The organism is Marinobacterium lutimaris, from assembly GCF_900108065.1.
GTDB lineage: Bacteria > Pseudomonadota > Gammaproteobacteria > Pseudomonadales > Balneatricaceae > Marinobacterium_D > Marinobacterium_D lutimaris.
Window position 1 is genome coordinate 1042460 of record NZ_FNVQ01000001.1, and the last position, 24159, is coordinate 1066618.

Here is a 24159-nt window from a genome sequence, read left to right on the forward strand (position 1 = left end):
GCAGGCTGCTTCCCGTTTCTTCTAGTGTATCTCAGTGCTGCGGCAAGGGCGTTAGCACCTTGGAGTTAAGCGCCGAGCTCCCTTTGCCGCTTAAGTATCAAAAGCACCAAATGCGATAAAACTCAGGCGACCTGGTGTTGGCCGCTGAGATGCTGGATTAATGCTCTGAGCTTGCTGGGCTTGATCGGTTTATTGAGCAAGGGCAGTTCCAGTTCGCGCAGCAGTTTACGAACTTCGCTGCTGCGATCCGCCGTGAGAATAGCGGCCGGTATCGCCTGCTTGAAATAGCCCCGCAACGCCGCCACTGCATCAGTACCGGTTGCGTCATCATCAAGGTGATAATCGGCAAGTATCAGTTCCGGCGCAAGCCGGTTTTCTGCAATCGCCTGTTCCGCGCTTGCGGCGGTCGTGACCTGGCAGCCCCAGCCATCGAGCAACGCTTTCATGCTCACCAGCACTTCCGGCTCGTTGTCGATCACCAACACCTCAACCCCTTCCAGACCGCTGTCTCTTCGCAACGGTGTTTCAAAGGATCTCAGCGGTATCACCTGATCACTGAGGGGCACCGAGAAGCTGAAGCGTGAGCCTCGCCCCTCAACGGAGTCCACCTGGATACTCAGGTCCAGTACCCGGGCGATTCGGTCGACTATCGCGAGCCCCAGGCCAACACCGCCGCTGCGCCCCGCGCGACGGCCGAGCTGCTGAAACTCCTTGAAGATATCCTGGCGCTTATCCTCAGGAATACCCTGCCCCGTGTCCCATACCTCGATTCTCAATGTGTTGGCGCGCTTCCTCAAGGCCACCAGCACACCACCGCTGTCGGTATAGCGGATAGCGTTACCGATCAGGTTGCGCAGCACCCGGGACAGCAGGCGCATATCTGACTGCACCGCCAGATCGGGTGCGCGGAACTTCAGCGACACGCCCGCTTCCTGAGCAATGGGTTGGAACTCGGCCTCGAGATTGAACAGCAGATGCTGAACCGAGAAGGTCTGGATATCGGGCTGCACCGCGTTCTGGTCCAGCTTGGAGATATCCAGCAGATCGGAGAGCAGATGTTCGGCGCCGGACAGCGCGAGATGTACCCGGTCTACCAGGTCGCCTTCATAGCTTGGCAGTTCCCGTTCACGCAGGGCGGAAACCAGCAGGCGCGCCGCATTCAGAGGCTGCAGCAGGTCATGACTGGCCGCCGCCAGGTATTTATCCTTGCTCAGGTTGGCGCTTTCTGCCGCGTCGCGTGCCCGCGACATCTCACGCTGTGCTTCCTCCCTTACCGCCATTTCCGCGATAAGACGGGTATTCAGATCGGTAAGCTCGGCGGTACGCGCCTGGACTCGCTGCTCCAGCGCTTCGTTATCGGCCAGTACCCGGTTTTGCATCTCCATGCGGCGGGTAATATCGGCGACGAAGCCCTCGATGATTTCACCCTCTTCATGGGGGCGCAGCAGCAGGTTCATGGAAACGTCAATCTGACTGCCGTCGAGGCGCTTGATACGGGTTTCGTAGAGAAACAGCTGACCTTCGCCCAGCAGCCGGTTACGGATCTGCTGAAACTCCTCCTCGCCACCCTGCAGTAGCGCGGCAAAGTAGACGCCCTCTTCGAGTCGTGCGCTGGTCTCGGTAGCGCAGATGCGCGCCATCGCAGCGTTGGCGCTCTGTATCCAGCCGCGGGTATCGGCCTGAAATATGCCGTGGAAGGCGTTTTCAAACAGCCATTTATAGCGGTTGCGCTCCGCCTCCAGTTCGACAACCTTCTGCTGCAAGGCTGGATAGTAACTTTTGCGGGCAGAATGGCCGCCGAGGCCGATCAGACCGTCTACCGAGAGGTTTTCTTCGGAGCTTGATTCGGTACTTTGGTAACTGTTTGGGTCAGAGTGCTTCTTCATAAACGAGTTCGACATCGCGCTTGTTGGAGCGCCGCGGGTTGGTCAGGATACAAGGGTCCTTGATGGCGTTGGTGCTGAGATACGGGATATCGCTCATATTGACGCCAAACTTACCCAGGGTATCCGGCAATCCTACGTCGCGCTTCAGCGCCTGAACGTGATTCCTTAATCGTGTCTGGATCTGGCGACTGGTCAGGCCGCGGGTATCTATACCCATTGTCTGAGCGATCACCGCAAAACGATCCTCGGCGGAGCTGTAGTTGTAGTCGATCACGTGCTCGACAAGCATGGCGTTACACAGGCCGTGCGGCAGATCGAGAAATCCACCCAGACTATGTGACATCGCGTGCACCGCACCAAGAATCGCGTTGGAGAACGCCAGCCCCGCCTTCATCGAGCCCAGCATGATCTGCTCGCGCAGGTATTTATCTTCCGGCTGCTCTACCAGCAGTGCCAGGTGACTGTTGATCAGGCGGATCGCATCCAGCGCATTCATATCAGTCAGCGCGCCGCTGCCGGTGGAGACAAACGCCTCGATGGCATGCACCAGTGCATCCACCCCGGTACAGGCGGTCAGGAACGGCGACATGGTGCTGGTGGTATCGGGGTCGATCAGTGATACGTCCGGGACTACCGACTTGCTGACGATAGAGAACTTCACCCTATCCTGCTGATCGGAGATGATCGCGAACTGAGACACGTCCGCTGAAGTCCCTGCGGTGGTCGGGATGAATATAAGCGGCGGAATCGGGTTAGTGGTCTTATCGATCCCTTCGAACTCACGAATCTGGGTACCGTGGGTGCTGACGATCCCGATCGCCTTGGCGCAGTCCATGGGGCTGCCGCCGCCGATGGCGACAATGACGTCGCAACCATTTTCGAGGTAGACCTGGGATCCGAGCATCACCTCTTCAGTGCGTGGGTTCGGTGAAACCTGGGTGAAGCGGACCACGTCGAGCCCTTCTTGCTGCAGTAGTGCTTCGATCTCGACAACCCAGCCGGCGTTAACGACGCCAGGGTCGGAGACAAGCAAAACCTTTTGTGCACCAAAGGTTTTTGCGTAGTTGCTCACCATCTTGCGGGCGCCGCTGCCAAAGATGATTTCGGGCGCGACGAACTTTCTGAGACTGGAAATTTCCTGGGCCATGATGATTCGGTCTCTTTATTTTTATAATTCCAGAACGCCAGTATGCGACAAATTATGGGCTTAGGCACTCCCTCTTTTGTCGACAATTAAAAATTCTGGCGGTAGCTACAGCCGCGGCCGGCTGCATCGCTCTTAGGGCAAAATCAGTGGCCAGGCGGCCACTCTTCATGCTCCACAAGGCCTTCATAGCTCAACCAATCGGCGCGATGACTGGTCCAGATATGCTGGATCGGGCGCATGCCCGGGTCTTCATCCAAAGTCGCGACGCGCAGCACCACATGAGGGTTAGCGCTGCGCTCGGCCATCAGGTGCGACCCACAGCGTGAGCAGAAATGACGCAGCTTGCCCGGTGAGGACTCAAAGGAGGTCAACACCGACTCGCCGGCGGTCCAGCGGAAGTGCTCCCGCATGACGCCAGCGGTGGTATTGAACGCGGCCGCATGGGCTTTGCGGCAGGTTTGGCAGTTACAGTGCGTCAGCGGCATGTCGATACTGTCGACTTCATATTTAACGGTGCCGCAAAGACAGCTTCCTTGCATGGTTTAACTCCCGGGCAGATATGTCGAAGGGCTGGCTACCCAGCCCGTCGCACAATATAAGCTGGTGACGCCGATGCTGACCAGTCGCAAGCCGGAAAACATCACAGGAGTTACCGCTTCCCCCCTGTTTCCTATCCCTGGAACGCTGCCAGCGAGACGGCGTCATTACTGGCCGCCTCGTAGAAAGAGCGGACCAGACTCGCCAGCTGCTCCGCGTCCACTGCCTTACAGATCTGCCCGGCGGGCTGTTTGAACGTCGGCGTATCCTCAGCCGCCACCATGGCGTTGATCACCGATTCATCGACCGCATCAACGGCCGCCATATACAGGTCATCGAATACCTCGTCATTCAGGTATTCCATGCTGCACTGAGCCCCCGACAGTTGGGGCAACGCCTTTTTATTGGCGGTGCTGAAGGCAAGGAAGATATCGCCAGAGTTATTGCCGCCGGGCGAGCCGTTACGACCGATGCCTATGGCCGCACGTTTGGCCATGCGCTTGAGCTGATGCGGCAGCATCGGCGCGTCGGTGGCCAGCACCACGATAATCGAGCCCTGCTCCTTGGTATGCACCCGCTCTACTTCCATCAGCCGCCCCACGGGTACGCCGCGCACGGTAAACCAGGGGCGAATACCGTGATTGGCCTGCACCAGCGCCGCGACGGTATAGGTCTTGCCATTTACGTCGATAAGTCGCGATGAGGTACCAGTGCCGCCCTTGTACTCGTAGGCAATCATTCCGGTGCCGCCGCCCACGTTACCTTCGGCGATGGCCCCGCCCTGGGTGTTCTCCAGCGCGGCCAGGGCATCCGCCTCGGTAACGTGCTGGGCATTGATGTCATTGATCACACCGTCGTAGGTTTCCGCTACCACCGGCATCGCCCAGAGATGGTTGTCACGCCAGTGATCACGGTAATGGTTGATCATCCACTTGGTCGCGGCGTGATGCACTATGCCAACGCTGTGGCTGTTGGTCAGCATCACGGGGCCTGCGAAGTAGCCGCCATCCTGAATCCAGTGGGTGCCGGTCATCTCCCCGTTACCGTTAAGGGCGTAGGTTCCCGCCCAGACCGGCTGCGGCTCTTTGTTTTTACCGCGGGGCAGAATGGCGGTGACGCCGGTCCTGACAGGAGACGCCGGGTTATCGCTGATCAATGTGGTGTAACCCACCTCAACACCTGCTACATCCGTAATGGCATTGTTTGGACCGGTTTTTCCGGTAAACGGAATACCAAAGTCACGGGCACGTTTGTTTGTCATCAGATTTAACCTTAACTGTCAGGCTTTACGGGATTTGAAATAGATACCGGCAGACGCAATCAGCACCGACGCCATCAGCATCATCGTGGCGATAGCGTTAATCTCCGGCTTAATGCCGCGGCGGATCATGCTCATGATGAATACCGGCAGCGTGGTCGAGTCGACACCGCTGATAAAGTAGGTAATCACCAGGTCATCCATAGAGATAATGAAGCTCAGCAGCGCCCCGCCAATCACGCCGGGCAGGATCAACGGCAGCGTCACGCGGCGGAAGGTCTGCCATTCATTGGCGCCCAGATCTGCCGAGGCAGATTCAATCATCGGGTTCATACCGGCGAGGCGCGCACTGACCACGATAAAGACGTAGCTGGTCAGGAAGGTGCAGTGACCGATAACGATCGATGTCACACCCAGGTTCATGCCCACGCCAACGAAAAAGATCAGCAGCGCAATCCCGAGGACGATATCGGGCATCACCATCGGCACCATCAGCAGCAGCCGATAAAAGCCCTGCAGCCTGAAGCGATAACGGGCGATGGCGACGGCAACACTGGTGCCCAGCACGGTGGAGACAATCGTCGCGAACGCGGCAACAGTGAGGCTGACCTGCAACGCCGCAAACAACTGGTCGGTGGATTCCACATAGGCGCTGGAGTCACTGAGGTTCGTTTCACCGCCAAAGAGATTGATGTACCAGTCGAAACTGAACTCTTTCCAGATCATCACGTTGACCGGGTTGGAGTTGAACGAGTAGGCAACAACAAGAATGACCGGCGCATACAGAAAGATGAAGAACAGAGCGCCGTAACCTGACATCAGGTGATTTAGAAGTTTACGCATCAGCTGTAGATCCTCAGGCGGCGTGCTGTTTCTTCATTACCTTGAGCAGGTAAAAAGAAACCACCAGCAACATGAACAGAATCATGATCATCGACAGAGTCGCGCCGAACGGCCAGTTCCTTGAAGCCAGGAACTGCTGCTCGACCAGATTACCGATCATCACGACCTTGGCGCCACCGAGCATGGACGGCACCACGAAATTCCCCAGCGCGGGAATGAAGACCAGGATCGATCCCGCAATAACGCCGGGCAGCGTCATCGGGAAAATCACTCGGCGGAAGGTAGTGAAAGGCGTCGCACCGAGATCCTGGGACGCTTTTATCAACTTCGGATCGAGATTCTCCACGCTTGAGTAAACCGGCAGGAACATAAACGGAACAAAGATGTAGACCATGCCGAGAATCACCGCGGTACCGGAATACATAAGATCCAGCGGCTCCGCGATAATGCCGAGCGAGAGCAGAATCTGATTAGCGAAGCCAGAGTCGCGCAGGATCAGGATCCAGGCGTATAGCCGGATGATCATGCTGGAGAAGAACGGCAGCGCAATCATAAAAATACAGAACGACTTCCAGCGTGATGGCATCCGACTGATCCAGAACGCGACCGGATAGCAGAGCAGCAGCGTGACCGCCACGGTTGCCAACGCCAGCCCTGCAGAGCGCAGCAGAATTTCGAGATAAACGATATCGAACTCTTCGTAGAAGCCATCTGCCCAACCGAGTACCCGACCGTAACTCCAGGGGTAGAAGCTCCACTCGACACCGCCATACAGGCCCGGCTCAAGGAAACTGGAAACCGCCATGATCAGCAGCGGTCCGAGGAAGAACACACTGAGAAACAGCGTCGCCGGAGTCAGCAGTACCAGCAGCTGTTTCTGCTGACCGTTAAATGACCTCATTGACCCGCTCCCTTTCCGGAATCACGTGCCAGGCAGCCGGGTCATACTCCAGCGTCAGCGGTTGTCCGGCCTGCAGCGCTTTAAAGGAGCTGCGAATCAGTGCCGAAACCTCCTGCCCGTTACCCATGCGGCAATGCAATTGATGGTCACGACCGATAAAGACCGACTGCTCAAGCACGGCAGTAAGCCCCCTGCTTGAGCTGGGCTCGTCGGCAGCTTTGAGATGGAAATGCTCGGGCCGGATCAACAGCGATACCTGCTCGCCGGCGCTCAGGGTCGGGTTGTTACAGATCACCTCTGCGCCACCCAGGTCAACGCGACTAAACTCGGGCGTTGATTCAAGCACTCGTCCTGAGAAGATGTTGCTTTCACCGATAAACTCAGTGACAAAACGGCTGGCGGGACGGTGATAGATCTCGTCCGGCGTACCCAGCTGTTCGATCTTGCCACCATTAAGCACAACAATCCGATCCGACATGGTCAGCGCCTCTTCCTGATCGTGGGTAACGAACAGGAAGCAGATGCCCAGCTCGGACTGGAGATTCTTCAACTCGATCTGCATCTTCGAGCGCAGGTTGCGGTCGAGCGCGGACAGCGGCTCGTCCAGCAGCAGCATTTTGGGTCGGTTGATGATCGCGCGCGCCAGGGCGACTCGTTGCTGCTGACCTCCGGAAAGCTGCGACGGCCGGCGCTTCTCGACGCCGCTAAGCCCCACCATCTCGAGCGCTTCGGACACCCGGCGGTTGCGCTCTTTTTTCGCCACACCGGCCACATCCAGCCCGTAGCCCACGTTATCGCCGATGTTCAGGTGCGGAAACAGCGCATAGGACTGGAACACGGTGTTAACCGGGCGCTGGTGCGCAGGCAATTCAAGCAGCGAGCTACCTCCCAGCAGGATGCTGCCGCTGTCGAGCCGCTCAAACCCGGCGATAATATTCAGCAAGGTGGTCTTGCCACAGCCGGAAGGCCCCAGCAGCGTGATGAACTCATTCGACGCAACATTCAGGTTGATACCATCCAGCGCGCGTACGGAACCGCCTTCCGGCGTCGCGAAATGGCGAAATGCGTTTTTTATTTTTAGAAAATCCGGAGTCGGATCTGAAACAGCCATACTAAACCTCGGAAAAAAGACGCAGGCGCGGCGGCCTGCGTGGTCTACAGATGATCAGGACGCGGTACGGAACTTGGTCCAGACGCGGTCGTAAAGGCGGGTGCCTGTGCCCAGCTCGCGGAATATCTGCAGTTTTTCCTTGGTTTCTTCGCCCGGATTGATGTTTTCGTCGTTACGAATGTCATCCGGCAGCAGCTCGATCGCCGCCTTGTTCATGGAGCCGTTGGTCTGCTGAACGGTGTTCAGTGCGGAGATTTCCGGCTGCAGGAAGAACTCGAGGAAACGCTTGGCGTTCTCCTTGTTCGGTGCAGTTTTAAGCACGCACATGTTTTCCTGGTACATGGTGGCGCCCTCTTCCGGGATCACGTACGCAAGGGTATCCGGCATCTCTTTCACGTAGATCATCGCACCCACGTACCACTGCGCCGCGGCGATATCGCCGGACTGAACCATGGGGATGCTGTCATAGGTAAAGGCGGACACCTTGGGCTTGGTGTCGAGCAGGAACTGCTGGGCTGACTTGAGCTCGTCAGGGTCCACCGAGTTCACGCTGTTGCCATCAAGCAACAGCGCAAGGCCGATATCTTCACGCATATCGTCGAGCATAACGATCTTCTTGCCCTGGTCCGGTAGCGCGAAAAACTCTTTCCAGGAGTTCAGTTCAGGTACCAGCGTTTTGTTATAGACGATACCTACACTGCCCCAGCCGTACGGCAGACAGTACTCACCTTCCGGATCTGACTCGGCCAGCAGGTGACTAGTATCGATATTCTCAAAACCGGGCGACTGGTTGATGCCGGTTTTTTCCAGCAAGCCCAGTTGCGCCATGATGTCCTGCATGTGAACCGAGGGGAAAACAATGTCATACCCTGTCGCGCCAACCTGCAGTTTGGCCAGCATCTCCTCGTTGGATGAGTATGTGTCCAGGTTCACCTCGATGCCGGTCTCGGCGGTAAAACGCTCAAGCACCTCGGGATTGATATAGTCGCCCCAGTTGTAAAGATTCAGGGTTTCATCTGCCTGCGCAGATACCGAAGCACCGGCGCACGTCACGCCCAGGCAAGCCAGGGCCAGGGTTTTCTTGATCCATCTGTTACCAGCCGCAGCGGTATTAACCGACTTCATATTTTTCGCCTCCAGGTCTGGGTGTTGAACCACCTATTTCCTATAAACACTAGGGCGACTGGTATCTATCATTCAATATCAGTATTAGGTATATCTATAACAATATAAACTGGCTATTTCAGTGGGCATAAACGGTTAATAAACCGTTAAAATTACATATAACGCACTATTAAAGTGCATTCTATAGGCAGATCTACTCACTACGGCCCTATATGAACGGAAAATAGTGACCATTTTGAGGGCATACAGTTGGACAGCACCTTTTCAACCAGTGGTGACTACATCTCAAGCCGCACCGCGAACAACATTCACGGCCTGTTGCCGAGCCTATCTGCGTCAGAAGCGCGAGTGGCCCAATACATCCTGCTTAACCTGGATCGCATCGCCTATGAAACGGGCGCTTCCATTGCTGAAAAGGCACTGGTCAGCCCGATTACCGTAAGCCGCTTCCTGAAACGCGCCGGCTACAAGGGCATCGTCGAGCTCAAACAGGAGGTACTGCAGGACGATACGCTGGCGGTCGAGGAGCGCTCCGGCAAAGAACCGCTGAGCGATGAAACCCTCAAGCCGATCTTTAACAAGGACCTGCAGACACTGGTCGATCTGTTCGAGCAGTTCCAGTCGGACACCTGGCTGGGACTGGTGGATTGCGTCGCCTCGGCAAGCCAGGTCTATGTTTCCGGCTTTCAAACCGTGCGTGGTATAGCGGAAGATTTCAGCCGCCGGCTGTCACTGGCGCGGCATGAGGTGCGTTACCTTTCGGCCCATGAAAGCATGCTCGGTGAGTGGATCAGCGATAACCGTGAACCGCAGGAGAACCCCAAGGTACTGGTACTGATCGATGTGGTGCCCTACGCCCAGGAAGGGCGAAAGCTGTGTGAGATCGCCGCAGCCAAGGGAATCAAACTGGTGATTCTTACCGACGAATTCTGCTACTGGGCGCGGGATTACACGCCGTACATTATCCATGCAAAGTCGAAAACAGGACTGTTTCTTGAGTCTACCTGGGGACTGGTGCTGACCACCAATATGCTCTGCGACCAGGTTGCGCACCGTAACCAGGACAGCGGGCGGCGAACCAAGGAGTGGTTGCAGCTGGCCCAGCATCTGAATCTATTCTGATCCAGGCCTATCTTCTGGCCAGTGCTATGACCTGCTCTCGGACGTCTGTTTGATCCGGTTCAGCGCTCCTGATTGATCAGGCGGCGATAGAAACACAACTCACGCTCGAGCACCTCTACCTGGTTACTGGCTTTGCGAAAACCGTGGCCCTCGCCGGCAAAATGATACTCCTCTACTGGAATAGCCCGCTCACGCAGGGATTGCGCCATGCTGCGGGTCTGTTCCGGCAGCACCACCGGATCCTCCTCGCCCTGGAAGAAGATCACCGGCGCGTTGATCTTATCGACGTTATGCAGTGGGGAACGCTCGTTATAGGGGCTGGATTCAAGCTCCGGATCACCGATCAGCCAATGCAGATAACGCGACTCGAATTTGTGGGTGATATCGTTAAGACGACGGGGATCCGAAACACCGTAAAGGCTGGCACCGGCGCTGAACAGATCGGAGTTCGCCAGCGCACTCAGCACCGTATAGCCACCGGCGCTGTTGCCGCGAATAAACAGCGCGCCCGAATCAGCAACGCCCTCGCTGACTAATGCTCCAGCCACCGTTTCTACATCTTCCACATCCGCTTTGCCCCAGCTCCCGGCCAACTGCATGCGAAAATCACGGCCGAAGCCTGTGCTGCCGCGGTAGTTAACATCGGCGATCATAAAACCGCGCTGCAGCCAGAACTGGATCGCCGGCCGGAAACTCGGCGCGGTCATCGCCGTGGGTCCACCATGGGTGTAGATGATCAACGGCAGCGGTTCGGAGCCAAGCGGCGTGGGCCGGTAGAGAAAATAGGGAATCTGATCCCCTGCCTTGCTGGCAGCGATGCGCGATTCCGGTGCTGTCACAGGGTAATCCGGCGTTTCGCCTCCGGTCAGGGTTGCGCTTGCCGCCGTGGCGGTCTGGTTATCGATGGTGAGGTGCAGAACTGCAGGCATGCGGTTGGTAAACTCGGCGGCGCAGCTGCAGTGGCTATCTTCCAATACCAGTGAATGCAGTCGCGCAGCGGGCTGATCGATATAGAGCTGCTGCCACTGGCCCGCCTTATGAACAAACAGCCGGGAATAACCGCGACTCTGACCTATCGCGATCAGTTCGCCACCTGGCGCCCATCCATAGGTGCTCAGGCCAAACTGCCAGGGTGCGGTCGTGAATTCGGTTTGGGCGGGCGTTTCGCCCTGCAGAGGTACAAAGCCTGCGCCGCTAAGCTGCTCGATACTCCACCAGCCGTCACGATCGACCACTGCATGCAAACTGCCGGATGGCGAGAACTTCGGCTGCGCCCAGGCGGCATCGATATCGGATACCTGACGTATCTGTACCAAACGCCCGTTGGGTTCAATATCGGCCAGCATCAACCGGGTCCGGTCCCAGGGCTGATAGGGATGATTCCACTCTATCCACGCCAGTTGCGCCCCATCCGGGCTCAGCGCTGGGGAGCTGTAAAAGTCGGCCCCCTCTGCTAATACCGTTAACCGCCCCTCTTCCGTGATTGCGCTCAGATAGTTGGCGGGTTCGTTACCCCGGTCGCTGCTGGTCTCGCAAACACAGATCAGGCGCTGACGCACCTCATCATATTGCAGATCCGCCATTCGCGTGCGGTTATAGGCGGTCAGTTTTCGCGGTGCGATCGCACCGGAGAGGCTGGTCACCCAGATCTGCTGATCCGAATCATTGACGAAAAACGCCTGATCCCGCCCTCGACACCAGGCACCACCGCCATAAGAATGCACCTTGCTGCGTACGCTGAATTGTTCCGGCAACAGCGACACCGCATGATGGCTTTCAAACCTGCAGAGCTGGTTGATCCCCTTTTCCGCGTCGTAACGAACCCCATAGGTGCGGCCGCGAAAAATGCACAGTGACGAATACTGATGAAAGGATGCGACCGCGTCGGTCGCACTAATCGGTTGGACTGCCTGATCGGGCAAAAACACGCGGATCCTCTACCTGACCTCGAGCGCCTTTCGCAAATTCCCTGGAGTTACGCTCGTTCCTGAAGGTGATGTTGCTTTCAGTATACTCAGCTTCCGCCGCTTGTCTCGCCTCCAGGATAAGGCCGTGATCCGGCGACTTGCCGCACACCGGGTCCGCCGCGTGCATATCACCGGTCATCATATATGCCTGACAACGGCAGCCGCCGTGGTCCTGCTCTTTTTCACTGCAGGAACGACAGGGTTCCTTCATCCAGTGGTCGCCACGGAAGTAGTTAAAACCGGTGGACTCGTTCCAGATCTGCTCAATGCTCGAGTCTTTCACATTGGGGAATTCCAGCGGCAGCATGCGGGCGCTGTGACAGGGCAAGGCGGTGCCGTCCGGCGTGACGGTAAGGAAGATCTCGCCCCAGCCATTCATGCACTTCTTCGGCCGCTCTTCGTAGTAATCCGGGGTGACAAAGATCAGCTTGACCGGGTTGCCCTCGGCCTGAAGCTTTTCCCTGTACTCATTGGTGATCCGTTCGGCACGTTCAAGCTGGGCGCGGGTCGGCAGCAGGTCCTCACGGTTCTCATAGGCCCAGCCGTAATACTGGCAGGTGGCCAGTTCGACATAGTCTGCTTCCAGCTCAACGCAGAGCTCGATAATCCGGTCGATGCGATCGATATTGTGTTTATGCGTTACGAAGTTAAGCACCATGGGATAACCCTGGGCTTTAACCTCGCGGGCGATTTTCAGCTTCTGCTCGAACGCCTTCTTGGAGCCCGCCAGCAGGTTGTTGACCTCCTCATCGGCGGCCTGAAAGCTGACCTGGATATGATCGAGCCCCGCCTCGCGAAACGCCGCTATGCGCTGCCCAGTAAGACCTATACCTGAGGTAATCAGGTTGGTGTAAAAGCCAAGCTGACGCGCTTCGGCAATCAGCGTTTCCAGATCACGGCGTACCAGGGGCTCTCCCCCGGAAAAGCCGAGCTGAGCAGCCCCCATGGCGCGGGCCTGACGAAACACATCGATCCACTCTTCAGTGCTGAGTTCCGCACCGGCGCCAGCGAAATCTAGGGGATTGCTGCAGTACGGACACTGCAAAGGGCATTTATAGGTCAGCTCGGCCAGCAGCCATAGGGGCTGACCATGGGGGCGTGCTTCTCTTGCCAAATGATTAGCGGTAGTGGATCCAGCGTTGCTCACGGGCCACCTCCATAAACTCCAGGACATCGCCGCTCAGGTCACCGGCATCGGGAAAGCGCTCCATCAATGCCGCGCAGATATCGACCACGGAGCGCTCGCCATCCACCAGTGACAGAATTTCGCCGGCACTCTGGTTCAGCTTCACCATGCCTTCAGGGTAAAGCAGTACGTAGGCCTGCTGAGCGGGCTCCCACTGGAAGCGGAACATCCGCTCCAGCGCCGGAATCTGACCTGATCCGTTCACTGCAGAATTTAGTTGATTGCTCATCGGAACAGCCCCTTGTGATAGACCCTGTCACGAGTAACTGTGTGATAAGGCGGACGGTCGAGCTCATAGGCCATTGTCATCGCATCGAGCATGCTCCAGAGCACGTCGAGCTTGAACTGAAGGATCTCCAGCATCCGCTGCTGCTGCTCGCGGGTTTTGTAGAAATCCAGGGTGATCTCCATCCCCTGCTGCACATCGCGGCGCGCTTCACTCAGGCGATTGCGGAAGTACTTGTAGCCCTCCTCCTTGATCCAGGGATAGTGAGTTGGCCAGGTATCGAGGCGGGACTGGTGGATCGTTGGTGCAAACAGCTCGGTCAGCGATGAGCTCGCCGCCTCTTCCCAGCCTGCACGGCGGGCAAAGTTTACGTAGGCATCCACGGCAAAACGCACGCCCGGCAACACGTGTTCCTGGGACAGGATCTCTTCGCGGGTCAGACCCACCGCCTCACCAAGTTGCAGCCAGGCCTCGATACCACCAACCGCGCCATCGTAGCCGTCATGATCGAGAATACGCTGCACCCAATGGCGCCGCACTTCACGATCCGGACAGTTCGCCATGATCGCGGCATCCTTCAGTGGGATGTTGATCTGGTAATAGAAGCGGTTGGCGACCCAGCCGCGGATCTGTTCGGGAGTTGAGCGTCCCTCGTACATATCGACATGGAAAGGATGGTAGATATGGTACAGGTCGCCCTTGGCGCGCAGAGCTTCTTCAAACGCTTCGCGGCTCAGCGGTGCATCGATCTTGGCTGCTTGCATATTCATGCCTGTCTCCTACAACTCTATGCTCATACCGTCGTAGGCAACCTCGATATCGTGGCGCGCCAGTTCAGCACGCTCCGGCGAGTCCTCGATCAGTATCGGGTTGGTATTATTTATGTGAATCAACACTTTGCGCGGCTTTTCTAAGGTATCGAGGAAAGCAATCATGCCCTCCTCGTCTGAGCCTTCGCCGGTCTGCGACAGGTGCCCCATATGAACACCGAGCTTGTCGCCAACACCGGCGTGGATCATTTCATCATCACGCCAGAGCGTGCCGTCCACCAGGAGGCAGTCCGCTTCGGACATGATGGTCGGCAGGTGCGATTCAATCCGGCCAAGGCCGGGAGCATAGAACAGGGATTTTCCGTTGCCGGTATCGCGGATCAACATGCCGATATTGTCACCGGGGTGCGGATCGTTGCGATGCGGCGAATAAGGGGGCGCGCTGGAACGCAGGGGCACGGCGATAAATTCCAGGCCCGGTGCGCATTCGATGGTAAAGCGGTTGACGCTTTCGTCCACCGGAATTCGTTTGCGGTTCAGGCCGCCATTCCAGTGCTCCAGCATGTTGAACACCGGGAAGCCGGTGGTCAGATCCTGGTACACCATATCGGTACACCAGACCTCATGAGGGCAACCCTCACGCAGCATCAGCAGGCCGGTAGTATGATCGATCTGGCTGTCCATCAGCACGATGGCGCCGATACCGGTATCACGCTTGGCTCGGGCCGGCTGCATAGGTGCAAAGTCCGCCAGCTGGGCGCGAATGTCGGGTGAGGTGTTAAAGAGTACCCAGTCAACGCCGTTGCTGGAGACCGCAATAGAAGATTGGGTGCGGGGTTTGGCGTTCAACGTACCGTTTCTGACGCCGGTGCAGTTGTCGCAGTTGCAGTTCCACTGCGGGAAGCCACCGCCGGCAGCTGAACCCAGAATCTGTATTTTCATTATTATTGTGTGCCCTGAGTCTGGTTCTAGGGGCTTGAAGCAAGGCTACCGGCGGGCGCCGGCAGCTTTATCTCTGATCGGTCGCTCAGCGGTTTGCGAAGTACATGGTGACTTCGAAGCCGATGCGCAGGTCAGTGTAAGCAGGTTTAGTCCACATAATGTTTTCCTCGTTTTTATTGTTTAACGACACCCCTGATCATAGGAGCAGTGAGAACCCGCCAATATGGTACTTTGGAACTAATTCCGCCCCGAAAAGGTAGGTGGTCGTGCAGCCGGAGCGACGTTTGAACATGACAGCCTCTATCCAGGACCGCAGGTTCACCAAGAATCGTAGGAGCGACGCCCCCGTCGCGATAGCCGCGGCTTTGAAGCACTACCCTGCCAGCCTAATCGGCACGAGGGCGTACCTCCTACAACAGCGGCTCAACATAAAAAATCGGCTCCCGAGGGAGCCGATAAGAGTGCCTGCAAACTAACAAACAGGGCGGAGACTTCGTGGGGGTAAAGCCCCAAACCTCAGGAGGCGGTCACTCGCCTCCTTCAGAACCCTGAGGATGCACTGCAGGGCACAGAGAGGTTCTGTTGTTCCTCTTAAAGCCGTTTAAAATCTTTATCTCGGTAAAGCAGATAGATTTTTGGCAGCTTTTAGAAGAAGCCCAGCGGATCAGTGCTGTAGCTGACCAGCAGGTTCTTGGTCTGCTGATAGTGATCCAGCATCATCTTGTGGGTTTCACGGCCTACACCAGACTTCTTGTAACCACCGAAGGCAGCGTGTGCCGGGTAAGCGTGGTAGCAGTTGGTCCAGACTCGACCCGCCTGGATACCGCGACCCATGCGGTAAGAACGGTTCATGTCGCGTGACCATACGCCTGCACCCAGACCGAACTCGGTGTCGTTGGCGATCGCCAGGGCTTCAGCTTCATCTTTGAAGGTAGTGACCGCTACTACCGGGCCGAAGATCTCTTCCTGGAAAACGCGCATATCGTTGCGGCCTTTCAGCAGGGTCGGCTGGATGTAGAAGCCGCTGTTCAGCTTGTCGCCCAGCTGCTCGGCTGCACCACCGATCAGGCACTCTGCGCCCTCTTCGCGGCCGATATCCAGGTAACCCAGGATTTTTTCGTACTGCTCCTGAGATGCCTGAGCGCCAACCATGGTTTCGGTGTCCAGCGGGTTGCCACGCTTGATCTGGCCGATACGCTCAATGACGAGACCGATAAATTTCTCGTAGATGCTTTCCTGAACCAGCAGGCGTGACGGGCAGGTGCAGACCTCGCCCTGGTTGAAGAATGCCAGCACGGTACCTTCAACACACTTGCTCAGGAAGCTGTCTTCATGATCCATCACGTCTTCGAAGTAGATGTTCGGCGACTTGCCGCCCAGTTCTACGGTAGACGGGATGATGTTTTCGGCGGCGCACTTAAGGATGTGGGAACCGACCGGGGTGGAACCGGTGAAAGCGATTTTGGCGATACGGGTGCTGGTGGCCAGCGCCTGACCCGCTTCTGCGCCGTAACCGTTAACCACGTTCAGCACACCTGCCGGCAGCAGGTCGCTGATCACTTCCATCAGTACAAGGATAGAAGCCGGAGTCTGTTCGGCCGGCTTGAGCACGATGCAGTTACCTGCAGCCAGGGCCGGAGCGATCTTCCAGGCAGCCATCAGCAGCGGGAAGTTCCACGGGATGATCTGACCAACGACGCCGAGCGGCTCGTGGAAGTGGTAAGCAACGGTGTGCTCGTCGATTTCGCCGATGGTGCCTTCCTGCGCACGGATACAACCGGCGAAGTAACGGAAGTGGTCAGCGGAAAGCGGCACGTCTGCTGCGAGGGTTTCACGAACGGCTTTACCGTTATCCCAGGTTTCGGCGACAGCGAGCTTTTCCAGGTTAGCTTCGATGCGGTCGGCGATCTTCAGCAGAATGAGGGAGCGCTCTTGAACGGAGGTGCGGCCCCAGGCGTCTTTTGCCTTGTGAGCGGCATCGAGGGCAAGATCGATATCTTCGGCGGTGGAGCGCGGAATTTCACAGATCGCTTCGCCGGTGCAAGGAGTGATGTTGGTGAAGTACTGGCCTTTTACCGGTGCAACCCATTCGCCACCGATAAAGTTGCCGTAACGCTGCTGGAAAGTTACTACTGAACCTTCTGTACCGGGCTGTGCGTAGATCATTGTCGTAAGCCTCTTTGTTTTTATTTCCCTGACTCCGCAGTTAACGCGAAGTCTTTCTGTGATTCGACACTGGCATCTTAGGTCTGCCGTTTCAGTGCCGGTATCGTCCCTTTGAGTCGAAAAACGGGTACTTTGGTAGTAGGTTTTTTCGACCGACCCGAGCAAAATCAAGGCTAGACCAGATTTAGTCAATAGCACCTTAAAGTTGTAAAAATCGTCCTGAAACCGTTGCTTACCGGCCTAAGACCTTGGTTGTCGCGGGCTTGAAGACTCGCAGCTGGCATTTCAGCCAGACCCACTTTCGCCACTCTGTTTGACCCAGCGCAATACCCGCAAAGGCGGCAAACCGCTGTTGACGGGCTTGCTTAGCGAACCTCTTGGCAAGGCTCTTGAGCAGAGTGATTCCATCCCGAGCAAAACGCTCGGATAAACGATATAATTTCCGTTTAGCCAATCTCTATCCATATCGACTCTGAAAGGATCATCTATGCCTCTCCTAGACAGCTTTACCGTCGATCACACCCGCATGCATGCGCCGGCAGTGCGTATCGCCAAGACCATGAACACCCCGAAGGGTGACGCTATCACTGTGTTCGATCTGCGTTTCTGCCTGCCGAACCAGGAGATCCTGTCCGAGAAAGGGATTCACACCCTTGAGCACCTGTTCGCAGGCTTTATGCGCGATCACCTGAACGGCGACAGCGTAGAGATTATTGATATTTCCCCCATGGGCTGCCGTACCGGCTTTTACATGAGCCTGATCGGAACTCCGGGTGAGAAAGACGTAGCTGCAGCTTGGCGCGCAGCGATGGAAGATGTTCTCAACGTGCAGGCCGAAGCTGACATCCCTGAACTTAACCAGTACCAGTGCGGCACCTACACCATGCACTCTCTGGATGAAGCCAAGGGCATCGCGAAAAACATTCTGGACCGCGGCATCGATATCAACATCAACGCCGAACTGGATCTGGATGAAGAGTTCCTGAAAGAACACAGCTAAGCGCTTGATCGCGACGGGGGGCCGTTCCTACCGGTTGGTCTGTGGCACCCCGCTGTAGGAGACGCGACCCGCGCCGATTGAACCCCGTCCGGTGGTTATTAGAACCCGGACGGGTGATCGCGACGGGGGCGTCGCTCCTACTCCCCTGACTCCGCTTCAATGCCCGTTCAACTCCGTTGGGCAGATACCAAACTGGCGCCGGAACGCGGTGGTAAAGTTCGCCGGATGACCATACCCCGCCAATAATGCAGCTTCAGCGATACCCATCTGCTGTGAGGCCAGCGCCCGATAGGCTTTTTCCAGACGCCGGGTACGCAGATAACGGTTAAGGCTCATCCCCAGCGTATTACGGGCATGACGCTGCAGCGTCGCCGCGCTCATTCCAAGCCGATCTCCGATTTGTGCCATCGACAGCAGATCCGCCTCACCGCTGTGCAACAGTTCCAATAATCTCTGACCTCTGCGGGAGGTATCGCTGGCCTGGCGCCCTGCTGCTTCCTCTCCACTGTTAATCCTGCTGATCAAGCCGCCAGCCAGGCTCAACGCAAATCCCTCTCTAACCAGTCTTGCGGCTGCATCCTGCGCGGTATAAGCGAACAGCTGATCCGCCAGCAGATGGATCGCCTCGGGTAACTGCCACTCCAGGGTTTTAAGATGACTGGCGGAAAATCGCGCAACCTCCTCGGAGTTCAGTCCCTGCTGTTCCAGCCAAACCGGCGATAGTGACAGGGTCAGCGAGCGGCGGATATCCCCTTCCCGCGCCTGTTGGGAGAAGCCCTCCCTCTCATTGAGCGCGATGACATTTGCCACCGATGCACCCCTTCCTTCCCGCCGACCAAAGCCTGGCCCCATATCCAGATGCCGGGTGCCGTAACTCAGGCGCGTCTGCCCTCTGAGCACGATCGACACCTTCAGGCAGGGTTCCAGCTCGGCCTCAAAACCGAACGGCTGGGCAATGGTCGCATCCACCATATGCAGCTGCAGTCCAGGTTGCAGCTGTTCGGTCGCCAGATGTCCCAGCAAAATCGGGCTCTTATGGCTGCGCCTGGCCGAGAGCTGGTAGTTCTGAACATGGGCCGAGGCGTTACTGAGCAGGTCCCCGTGGTTAAGGCCTGGGCAAGGAGCCGACCTGTTATGTGACCTCTTATGTGAAGAGAGCTCTGAGGAGACGGAAGTGAGCTGCATTCAGATACCTGTAGAAAAATGCTTACCGGTTCCCTGGGCCGCTTCACTTTGAGCGAAACGCAAAAAAGTCTGAGAGTTTCGCAAAGGATACGGGGCCAAGGTTCTGAAATAATGCTCTCTAAACGCATTTAATGCAATTCGTTATCATTTGCACTATATGTCGTATTTATAGTTGTAGCCTTGTTTCAGAGGCGCTTCATCATCGAGGATGATTATGGATTACGTTACTAAACGCCCGGCGTGCAGCCTGGCTCCCGGTTACTTGAGCCCCCGTCGTTTAAAGACAGCCAAGCTGGTTCTGCTGGCAGGTCTTTGCGCGCCCTTTCCGCTTAACGCGCTGGCAGCCGAAGTCGGCGCCGCCAGCGAATCGATCCGTCTGGAGACCCTGACGGTAGAGGGAAACAAGCTCTACGACATGGAAGCGTCAGAGCAGACAGAGGGATATAACGTCGAAGCCGCCACGGTGGGCACCAAGACCCCGGCGTCGCTGCGCGATATTCCGCAATCGATCACGGTGCTGACCCGCGATTACCTCGATGACCGGCAGTTCGTTACCCTCGATGATGCGGCGAAATACACCCCGGGCCTGAGAACGCTGACCAACGACAGCGGCCGCTCCTCAATCTTTGCCCGTGGCTATGAGTACGACGAATCCAATATCAACGGACTGCCGGCGCCCATGTCGAGTATCTTCGGTACTGTGCCCTCCCTGTCGGCTTTTGACCGCGTCGAGATCATGCGCGGTCCCTCTGGTCTGTTTAACAGCACCAGCGAACTAGGCGGCATCATCAACCTGGTGCGCAAGCGCCCCACCGAAGAGTTTCAGGGCCACCTGACCGGCCGTTATGGCAGCTGGGATACCAGCATGCTGGAGGCGGATCTTTCCGGCGCGATGAATGAGTCGGGCAGCGTGCGCGGTCGTTTTGTCGCCAATAGCTCGCAGAGCAACGGTGAGGTGGATTACAACGACAGCGAAGACCAGACGCTTTACGGGGCGCTGGATATCGACCTGTCCGATGACACCCTGCTCTCACTGGGTGTGCTGCATCAAACCCGTGACCTGACTCCTTCAAATGGCCTGCCTTCTTATGCCGATGGCTCACTGCTGGATATAGACGAAAGCACCTTCGTCGGCGCGGACTGGAACAACTTTGAAGGCGAAATGACCGACCTGTTCGCCGAACTGACCCACCGCTTTGATAACGGTGGCTATGGACACATCGCCCTGCGCGGTTCTCAGCGCGATACAGACTTTATCTATGCGTATACGGGCGCCGGTGTTGATGCAGACGGAAACACCAGCCTGGTGGGTCTGGCGCGCGATTTTGAGCAGGACACCTACTCCATCGATGCGAGCTACAGCCAACCGTTTGAAACCTTCGGTAACGTCAGTGAATTCGTTGTCGGCGGCGACTACAAACATTATGACACCGCCTATAAAGAGGCGCGCTTCCGCGGCCTCGCCAGTATCAACGTATTCGACTTCGATCCCTCTTCAGTGGCGAAACCGGAGACAAACTACAGCACCAACAACGAGAGCGAAGAGAGTGAAACCGGGATCTACTCCAAGCTGACGCTGAGACCGGTTCAGGATCTGGCGCTGATTGGTGGCGCTCGCGTGAGCTGGTATGAGGGCGAGTCCACAACGACAACCCTGGCGACCGGCGCGAAGTCCACAGATGATCAGGATCATGATGCCAAGATCACTCCGTACGCAGGCCTGGTCTACGACCTGAGCGATAACCACTCGCTCTACGCCAGCTACTCCGAGGTGTTCAAGCCGCAGACCGAAGTTGGCAGTAACGGTGACCTGATCGATCCGCGTGAAGGCGAACAGTATGAGATCGGTATCAAGGGCAGCTACTACGGTGGTCTGGTGAACTCCCGCTTTACCCTGTTCAGGATGTACGACAAGAACCGCGCCTTTGAAGAGGTTCCCAATAGCGGCGAATACGTCGCTTCAGGCGAGACCCGCATTACCGGCGGCGAGATCGAAGTGAGCGGCACGCTGATGCCGGGCTGGGATGTGATGGCGGGTTACACCTACATGGATACCGATACCCTGGAAGGTGACGTCAACTCCCGCTTCATCATGATGCCGACTCACCAGGCATCGCTCTGGAGCAAGTACACCTTCTACAACGGCGAGCTGGCGGGCCTTTCCCTGGGCGCCGGCGTTACCGGCATGAGCGATTTCGCCGCTCTCAGCCGCGGAGTGAAACTGGAAGCACCGGGCTACGCGGTATTTGACGCCAAGGTGGGTTACCAGATCACTCCGAACCTGAAGGCCACCCTGGACGTGAACAACCTGTTTGACCGCGAGTACTACTCCCGTGTCGGCAGCCCGACCACGTTCAACTTCTACGGTCCATCGCGAAGCGTTGTCGCAGGTTTGCGCTACGACTTCTAAACTTAATAACAGAGCTGGTGCTTATCCCCTTCAGTGCTGGCTCTGCACAGTAACAGCGCTTCCTTACGGGAGCGCTGTTCTCGTTTCCAGGAAATAAAATGCGATTTAACAGGATACTGCGCCAGGGTTGCTCCGCATTGTTGCTGTGCCTGGCTAGTACAACAGGTGTTTATGCCGAACCTGAAACTACGCCAACCGCTAACCCTAATGGCACCCTAGCAGCCACCCTCGGCATTGAGCGGACTATTCACTCGCAACGGCTCGACCAGGAACAGTCCTACAGCGTATTTCTTCCAAAGCATTATGATCCAGCCAAAGCATACCCTGTGCTCTACCTGTTTGATGGCCAGGAGCACTACCTGAAAACGCTGGGAGTGATTGAAGGACTCACCGACGGTATCTGGCCAAGCATGCCAGATCTGATTCTGGTGGGGCTCGATAACCGCGACCGGATGCGCAACTACACCCCGACCCACACCCTGCTGCTGCCCAACGGCGAGAACGGCTCCCCCGCGTATGCGCGCACCGGTGGCGGCACGGCCTTTCTCGATTTTATCGACAAGGAACTTAGGCCACGGATCCAGCAAGATTATTCGACCTCTCATTTGAGTATTCTGGCGGGTCACTCCTTCGGCGGCCTGATGACTCTTGAAGCCTACCGGGACAAACGTGATTTCAACGCCTTTGTCGCCATCGACCCCAGCCTTTGGTTTGACTACCCAGATTACTATCGCCAGTTGGAAGCGGATTTGAAAACAGGTGATGACGAGGGTACAAAGCGCGGTGCGCTGTTTATCGCCGCCAGCGACAATCCGTTCACACCGGGCCTTGGAATGTCGTCTTTGCACCGAGACCTGATTCAGGCGCTGGGTGAGAGCCTGAGCGCAGGCGATGCAGACCGGGTACTGAGCACCTTTTACCCGGCAACGGACCACTCTAGCGTTGTATTACCGGCACTGGAGCAAAGCCTGGCATGGCTCTTTTACGGCTACAGAATTGGCCTGACTGCAAATGGGCCAAACAGCCCGGAGGTGATCAACGGTTACAGGGTGCTGAGCCACAGGCTCGGCGCCGAGATAAAACCGGAACGTCCCGACCTTCAGTTTCAGTGGGCCTACCTGAGTCAACGGCTGCCGGCGAGTGATCAGACACCCTTATTCAAGGAGCTTCTGGAGCATTACTATCCGGATCAGCCGATTGAACCCAGGGGTAAGATGGCGCATTAAGTCCTTCAGGGCTGGCCCAGCAAGCCATCGATACGGGCGGCCAGTATGAAATCATTTTCATGCAGGCCGCCGATCTTGTGGGTCCAGATCTCGATCTCCACATGGCCCCAGCCAAAACTGATTTCCGGGTGATGATCCTGCTTCTCGGAGATCTCTCCGACACGGTTTACGAACGCCAGGGCCTCAGCGAAGTTCTTAAAGCTGAAAGCCCGGCTGATGCGACCCGCGTCGTCAGATAATGTCCAATCAGGTAACTGTCCCAGCATCTCCTGCGCTTCTTCACGCCTTAGGGGATCGACGCCGCCGCGGCAAGGGACACACTGCTTTTCTGCCAGAGACATACTGACCTCCTCAATCTTGGTTTTTCAGGGAGGTCAGTGTAGATGAAAGCCTGGAATCAGACCTCCTCTTCGAGCACCTGCTCCTCGGAGCGGAAGCGTTTACGCGCCTCTGCGTCGAGCCCAAGAATCTTCGCGAACCAGGGAGGCGGCGCCGCGAAAACGCTCTGGAACTCAACCAGTTTCTGCGGCGCCTCGACCACATCCGGCACCTTGATCGGATAGATATCCGCCCGAATCACCTTGGCAGCTGCAGGACCACCCATGGTCTGCACGAACAGCACCTGACAATCGCGGATCAGGTTCACCCGGAACTGGTTCTTGTCGGCGGCATTGTCCGCATCCACCGCCGAGCGGATATCAACCAGTCGATAATCGGTAGCGGAGAGCTGATACACCAGGTAGCGGATGCAGGAACCGAAATGCCCGTTGAGCAGGTTGCCGGCGTTGGACGCGACAGCCACCCGGATCGATCCCGGCAGATCCCCCTCACGATAGGGCAAAATCTCCGGAAGGTTCTCATCCGCCTCTTCGCCCCAGAGATAACGCACCGCCAGCTTGATATTCTCAAGGCCGATGCCGATATCCTCGCCGTCCTCTTCGCCGTCCAGGCTACCGATACCGGTTTTGAGGTTGGTAACGGTGACACGCTTCAGCGCCTCGTCATCCAGCGGCGAACCCACCCTTTCATGCAGGATATCCAGCAGTTCGCCAAGTTCGACACCGGGCAGCACCCGGCTGGCCAACGCTATACGCAGCGCCAGTTCACGATCCAGAGCTTCCATCGCTTATCTCCTAAAGTGGGCGTCAGGT

At 57.0% G+C, this 24159-nt stretch carries 22 protein-coding genes; 4 read left to right on the forward strand and 18 right to left on the reverse strand.

All coding sequences use genetic code 11. The features are described from left to right. Positions 1-122: 122 nt before the first annotated feature. The 8 genes from C4S72_RS04615 to C4S72_RS04650 form a co-directional block, all read right to left on the reverse strand. Complete coding sequence (locus C4S72_RS04615) at positions 123-1886, reverse strand: hybrid sensor histidine kinase/response regulator (protein WP_104001865.1); 1764 nt, start codon at positions 1884-1886, stop codon at positions 123-125. After that, on the reverse strand, positions 1870-3033 hold the full coding sequence (gene ercA / locus C4S72_RS04620; protein WP_104001866.1) for an alcohol dehydrogenase-like regulatory protein ErcA: 1164 nt from the start codon (positions 3031-3033) through the stop codon (positions 1870-1872). Before ercA ends, C4S72_RS04615 begins: the two co-directional genes overlap by 17 nt. A 143-nt stretch (positions 3034-3176) precedes the next feature. Continuing rightward, positions 3177-3572 carry a GFA family protein gene (locus C4S72_RS04625; protein ID WP_104001867.1) on the reverse strand — a complete coding sequence of 132 codons (396 nt, stop codon included), beginning with the start codon at positions 3570-3572 and terminating at the stop codon, positions 3177-3179. A 131-nt stretch (positions 3573-3703) separates the two neighbouring features. Further along, entirely contained in the window at positions 3704-4831 is a 1128-nt protein-coding gene (locus C4S72_RS04630; protein ID WP_104001868.1) for a DmpA family aminopeptidase, read from the reverse strand. An 18-nt stretch (positions 4832-4849) separates the two neighbouring features. Then, a complete protein-coding gene (locus C4S72_RS04635; RefSeq protein WP_104001869.1) occupies positions 4850-5671 on the reverse strand; it encodes an ABC transporter permease in 822 nt (273 codons plus the stop codon). 13 nt (positions 5672-5684) lie between these two features. Continuing rightward, a complete protein-coding gene (locus tag C4S72_RS04640; protein WP_104001870.1) occupies positions 5685-6572 on the reverse strand; it encodes an ABC transporter permease in 888 nt (295 codons plus the stop codon). Further along, on the reverse strand, positions 6559-7683 hold the full coding sequence (locus C4S72_RS04645; protein WP_104001871.1) for an ABC transporter ATP-binding protein: 1125 nt from the start codon (positions 7681-7683) through the stop codon (positions 6559-6561). The genes C4S72_RS04640 and C4S72_RS04645 overlap by 14 nt, the downstream gene beginning before the upstream one ends. A gap of 54 nt (positions 7684-7737) precedes the next feature. Next, entirely contained in the window at positions 7738-8808 is a 1071-nt protein-coding gene (locus C4S72_RS04650) for an ABC transporter substrate-binding protein (RefSeq protein ID WP_104001872.1), read from the reverse strand. 249 nt (positions 8809-9057) lie between these two features. On the opposite strand from C4S72_RS04650, the gene C4S72_RS04655 reads away from it, so the two are divergent. Next, positions 9058-9930, forward strand: coding sequence for a MurR/RpiR family transcriptional regulator (locus C4S72_RS04655; RefSeq protein ID WP_104001873.1), 873 nt, complete (start codon positions 9058-9060; stop codon positions 9928-9930). Between the two features lie 59 nt (positions 9931-9989). Here C4S72_RS04655 and C4S72_RS04660 read toward each other — a convergent pair whose 3' ends face one another. From C4S72_RS04660 to exaC, 7 genes are all read right to left on the reverse strand, one after another. Next, positions 9990-11852, reverse strand: coding sequence for a S9 family peptidase (locus C4S72_RS04660; RefSeq protein ID WP_104001874.1), 1863 nt, complete (start codon positions 11850-11852; stop codon positions 9990-9992). After that, the gene (pqqE, locus tag C4S72_RS04665) at positions 11824-13044 is read right to left on the reverse strand and encodes a pyrroloquinoline quinone biosynthesis protein PqqE (RefSeq protein WP_235009045.1); all 1221 of its coding nucleotides are present in this window, start codon (positions 13042-13044) and stop codon (positions 11824-11826) included. The genes C4S72_RS04660 and pqqE overlap by 29 nt, the downstream gene beginning before the upstream one ends. Beyond that, entirely contained in the window at positions 13016-13312 is a 297-nt protein-coding gene (pqqD, locus tag C4S72_RS04670) for a pyrroloquinoline quinone biosynthesis peptide chaperone PqqD (protein ID WP_104001876.1), read from the reverse strand. The genes pqqE and pqqD overlap by 29 nt, the downstream gene beginning before the upstream one ends. Further along, a complete protein-coding gene (gene pqqC, locus C4S72_RS04675) occupies positions 13309-14079 on the reverse strand; it encodes a pyrroloquinoline-quinone synthase PqqC (RefSeq protein WP_200826669.1) in 771 nt (256 codons plus the stop codon). The genes pqqD and pqqC overlap by 4 nt, the downstream gene beginning before the upstream one ends. 9 nt (positions 14080-14088) lie before the next feature. Next, positions 14089-15021 (reverse strand): pyrroloquinoline quinone biosynthesis protein PqqB, encoded by a 933-nt coding sequence (pqqB, locus tag C4S72_RS04680; RefSeq protein ID WP_104001877.1) that lies wholly within the window; start codon positions 15019-15021, stop codon positions 14089-14091. 85 nt (positions 15022-15106) lie between these two features. Further along, positions 15107-15178 (reverse strand): pyrroloquinoline quinone precursor peptide PqqA, encoded by a 72-nt coding sequence (gene pqqA / locus C4S72_RS04685; RefSeq protein ID WP_003243383.1) that lies wholly within the window; start codon positions 15176-15178, stop codon positions 15107-15109. 488 nt (positions 15179-15666) lie between these two features. Next, complete coding sequence (exaC, locus tag C4S72_RS04695; RefSeq protein ID WP_104001879.1) at positions 15667-17187, reverse strand: acetaldehyde dehydrogenase ExaC; 1521 nt, start codon at positions 17185-17187, stop codon at positions 15667-15669. A gap of 487 nt (positions 17188-17674) precedes the next feature. Between exaC and luxS the strand changes: the two genes are divergently transcribed. Then, positions 17675-18187: an S-ribosylhomocysteine lyase gene (gene luxS / locus C4S72_RS04705; protein ID WP_104001881.1), complete on the forward strand. Its 513-nt coding sequence runs from the start codon at positions 17675-17677 to the stop codon at positions 18185-18187. Positions 18188-18343: 156 nt separating this feature from the next. On the opposite strand, the gene C4S72_RS04710 is transcribed toward luxS, so the two are convergent. Further along, positions 18344-19210, reverse strand: a complete 867-nt coding sequence (locus C4S72_RS04710) for a helix-turn-helix transcriptional regulator (protein WP_160115443.1) — start codon at positions 19208-19210, stop codon at positions 18344-18346. A 376-nt stretch (positions 19211-19586) separates the two neighbouring features. Between C4S72_RS04710 and C4S72_RS04715 the strand changes: the two genes are divergently transcribed. Both C4S72_RS04715 and C4S72_RS04720 read left to right on the forward strand, forming a co-directional pair. Then, positions 19587-21782: a TonB-dependent siderophore receptor gene (locus tag C4S72_RS04715; protein WP_104001883.1), complete on the forward strand. Its 2196-nt coding sequence runs from the start codon at positions 19587-19589 to the stop codon at positions 21780-21782. 98 nt (positions 21783-21880) lie between these two features. After that, positions 21881-23008, forward strand: coding sequence for an alpha/beta hydrolase (locus tag C4S72_RS04720; RefSeq protein ID WP_104001884.1), 1128 nt, complete (start codon positions 21881-21883; stop codon positions 23006-23008). A gap of 5 nt (positions 23009-23013) precedes the next feature. On the opposite strand, the gene C4S72_RS04725 is transcribed toward C4S72_RS04720, so the two are convergent. Together C4S72_RS04725 and C4S72_RS04730 are read right to left on the reverse strand one after the other, a co-directional pair. After that, positions 23014-23349, reverse strand: coding sequence for a 4a-hydroxytetrahydrobiopterin dehydratase (locus C4S72_RS04725; RefSeq protein WP_104001885.1), 336 nt, complete (start codon positions 23347-23349; stop codon positions 23014-23016). 56 nt (positions 23350-23405) lie between these two features. Further along, positions 23406-24131 (reverse strand): dinitrogenase iron-molybdenum cofactor biosynthesis protein, encoded by a 726-nt coding sequence (locus tag C4S72_RS04730; RefSeq protein ID WP_104001886.1) that lies wholly within the window; start codon positions 24129-24131, stop codon positions 23406-23408. Positions 24132-24159 lie beyond the last annotated feature (28 nt).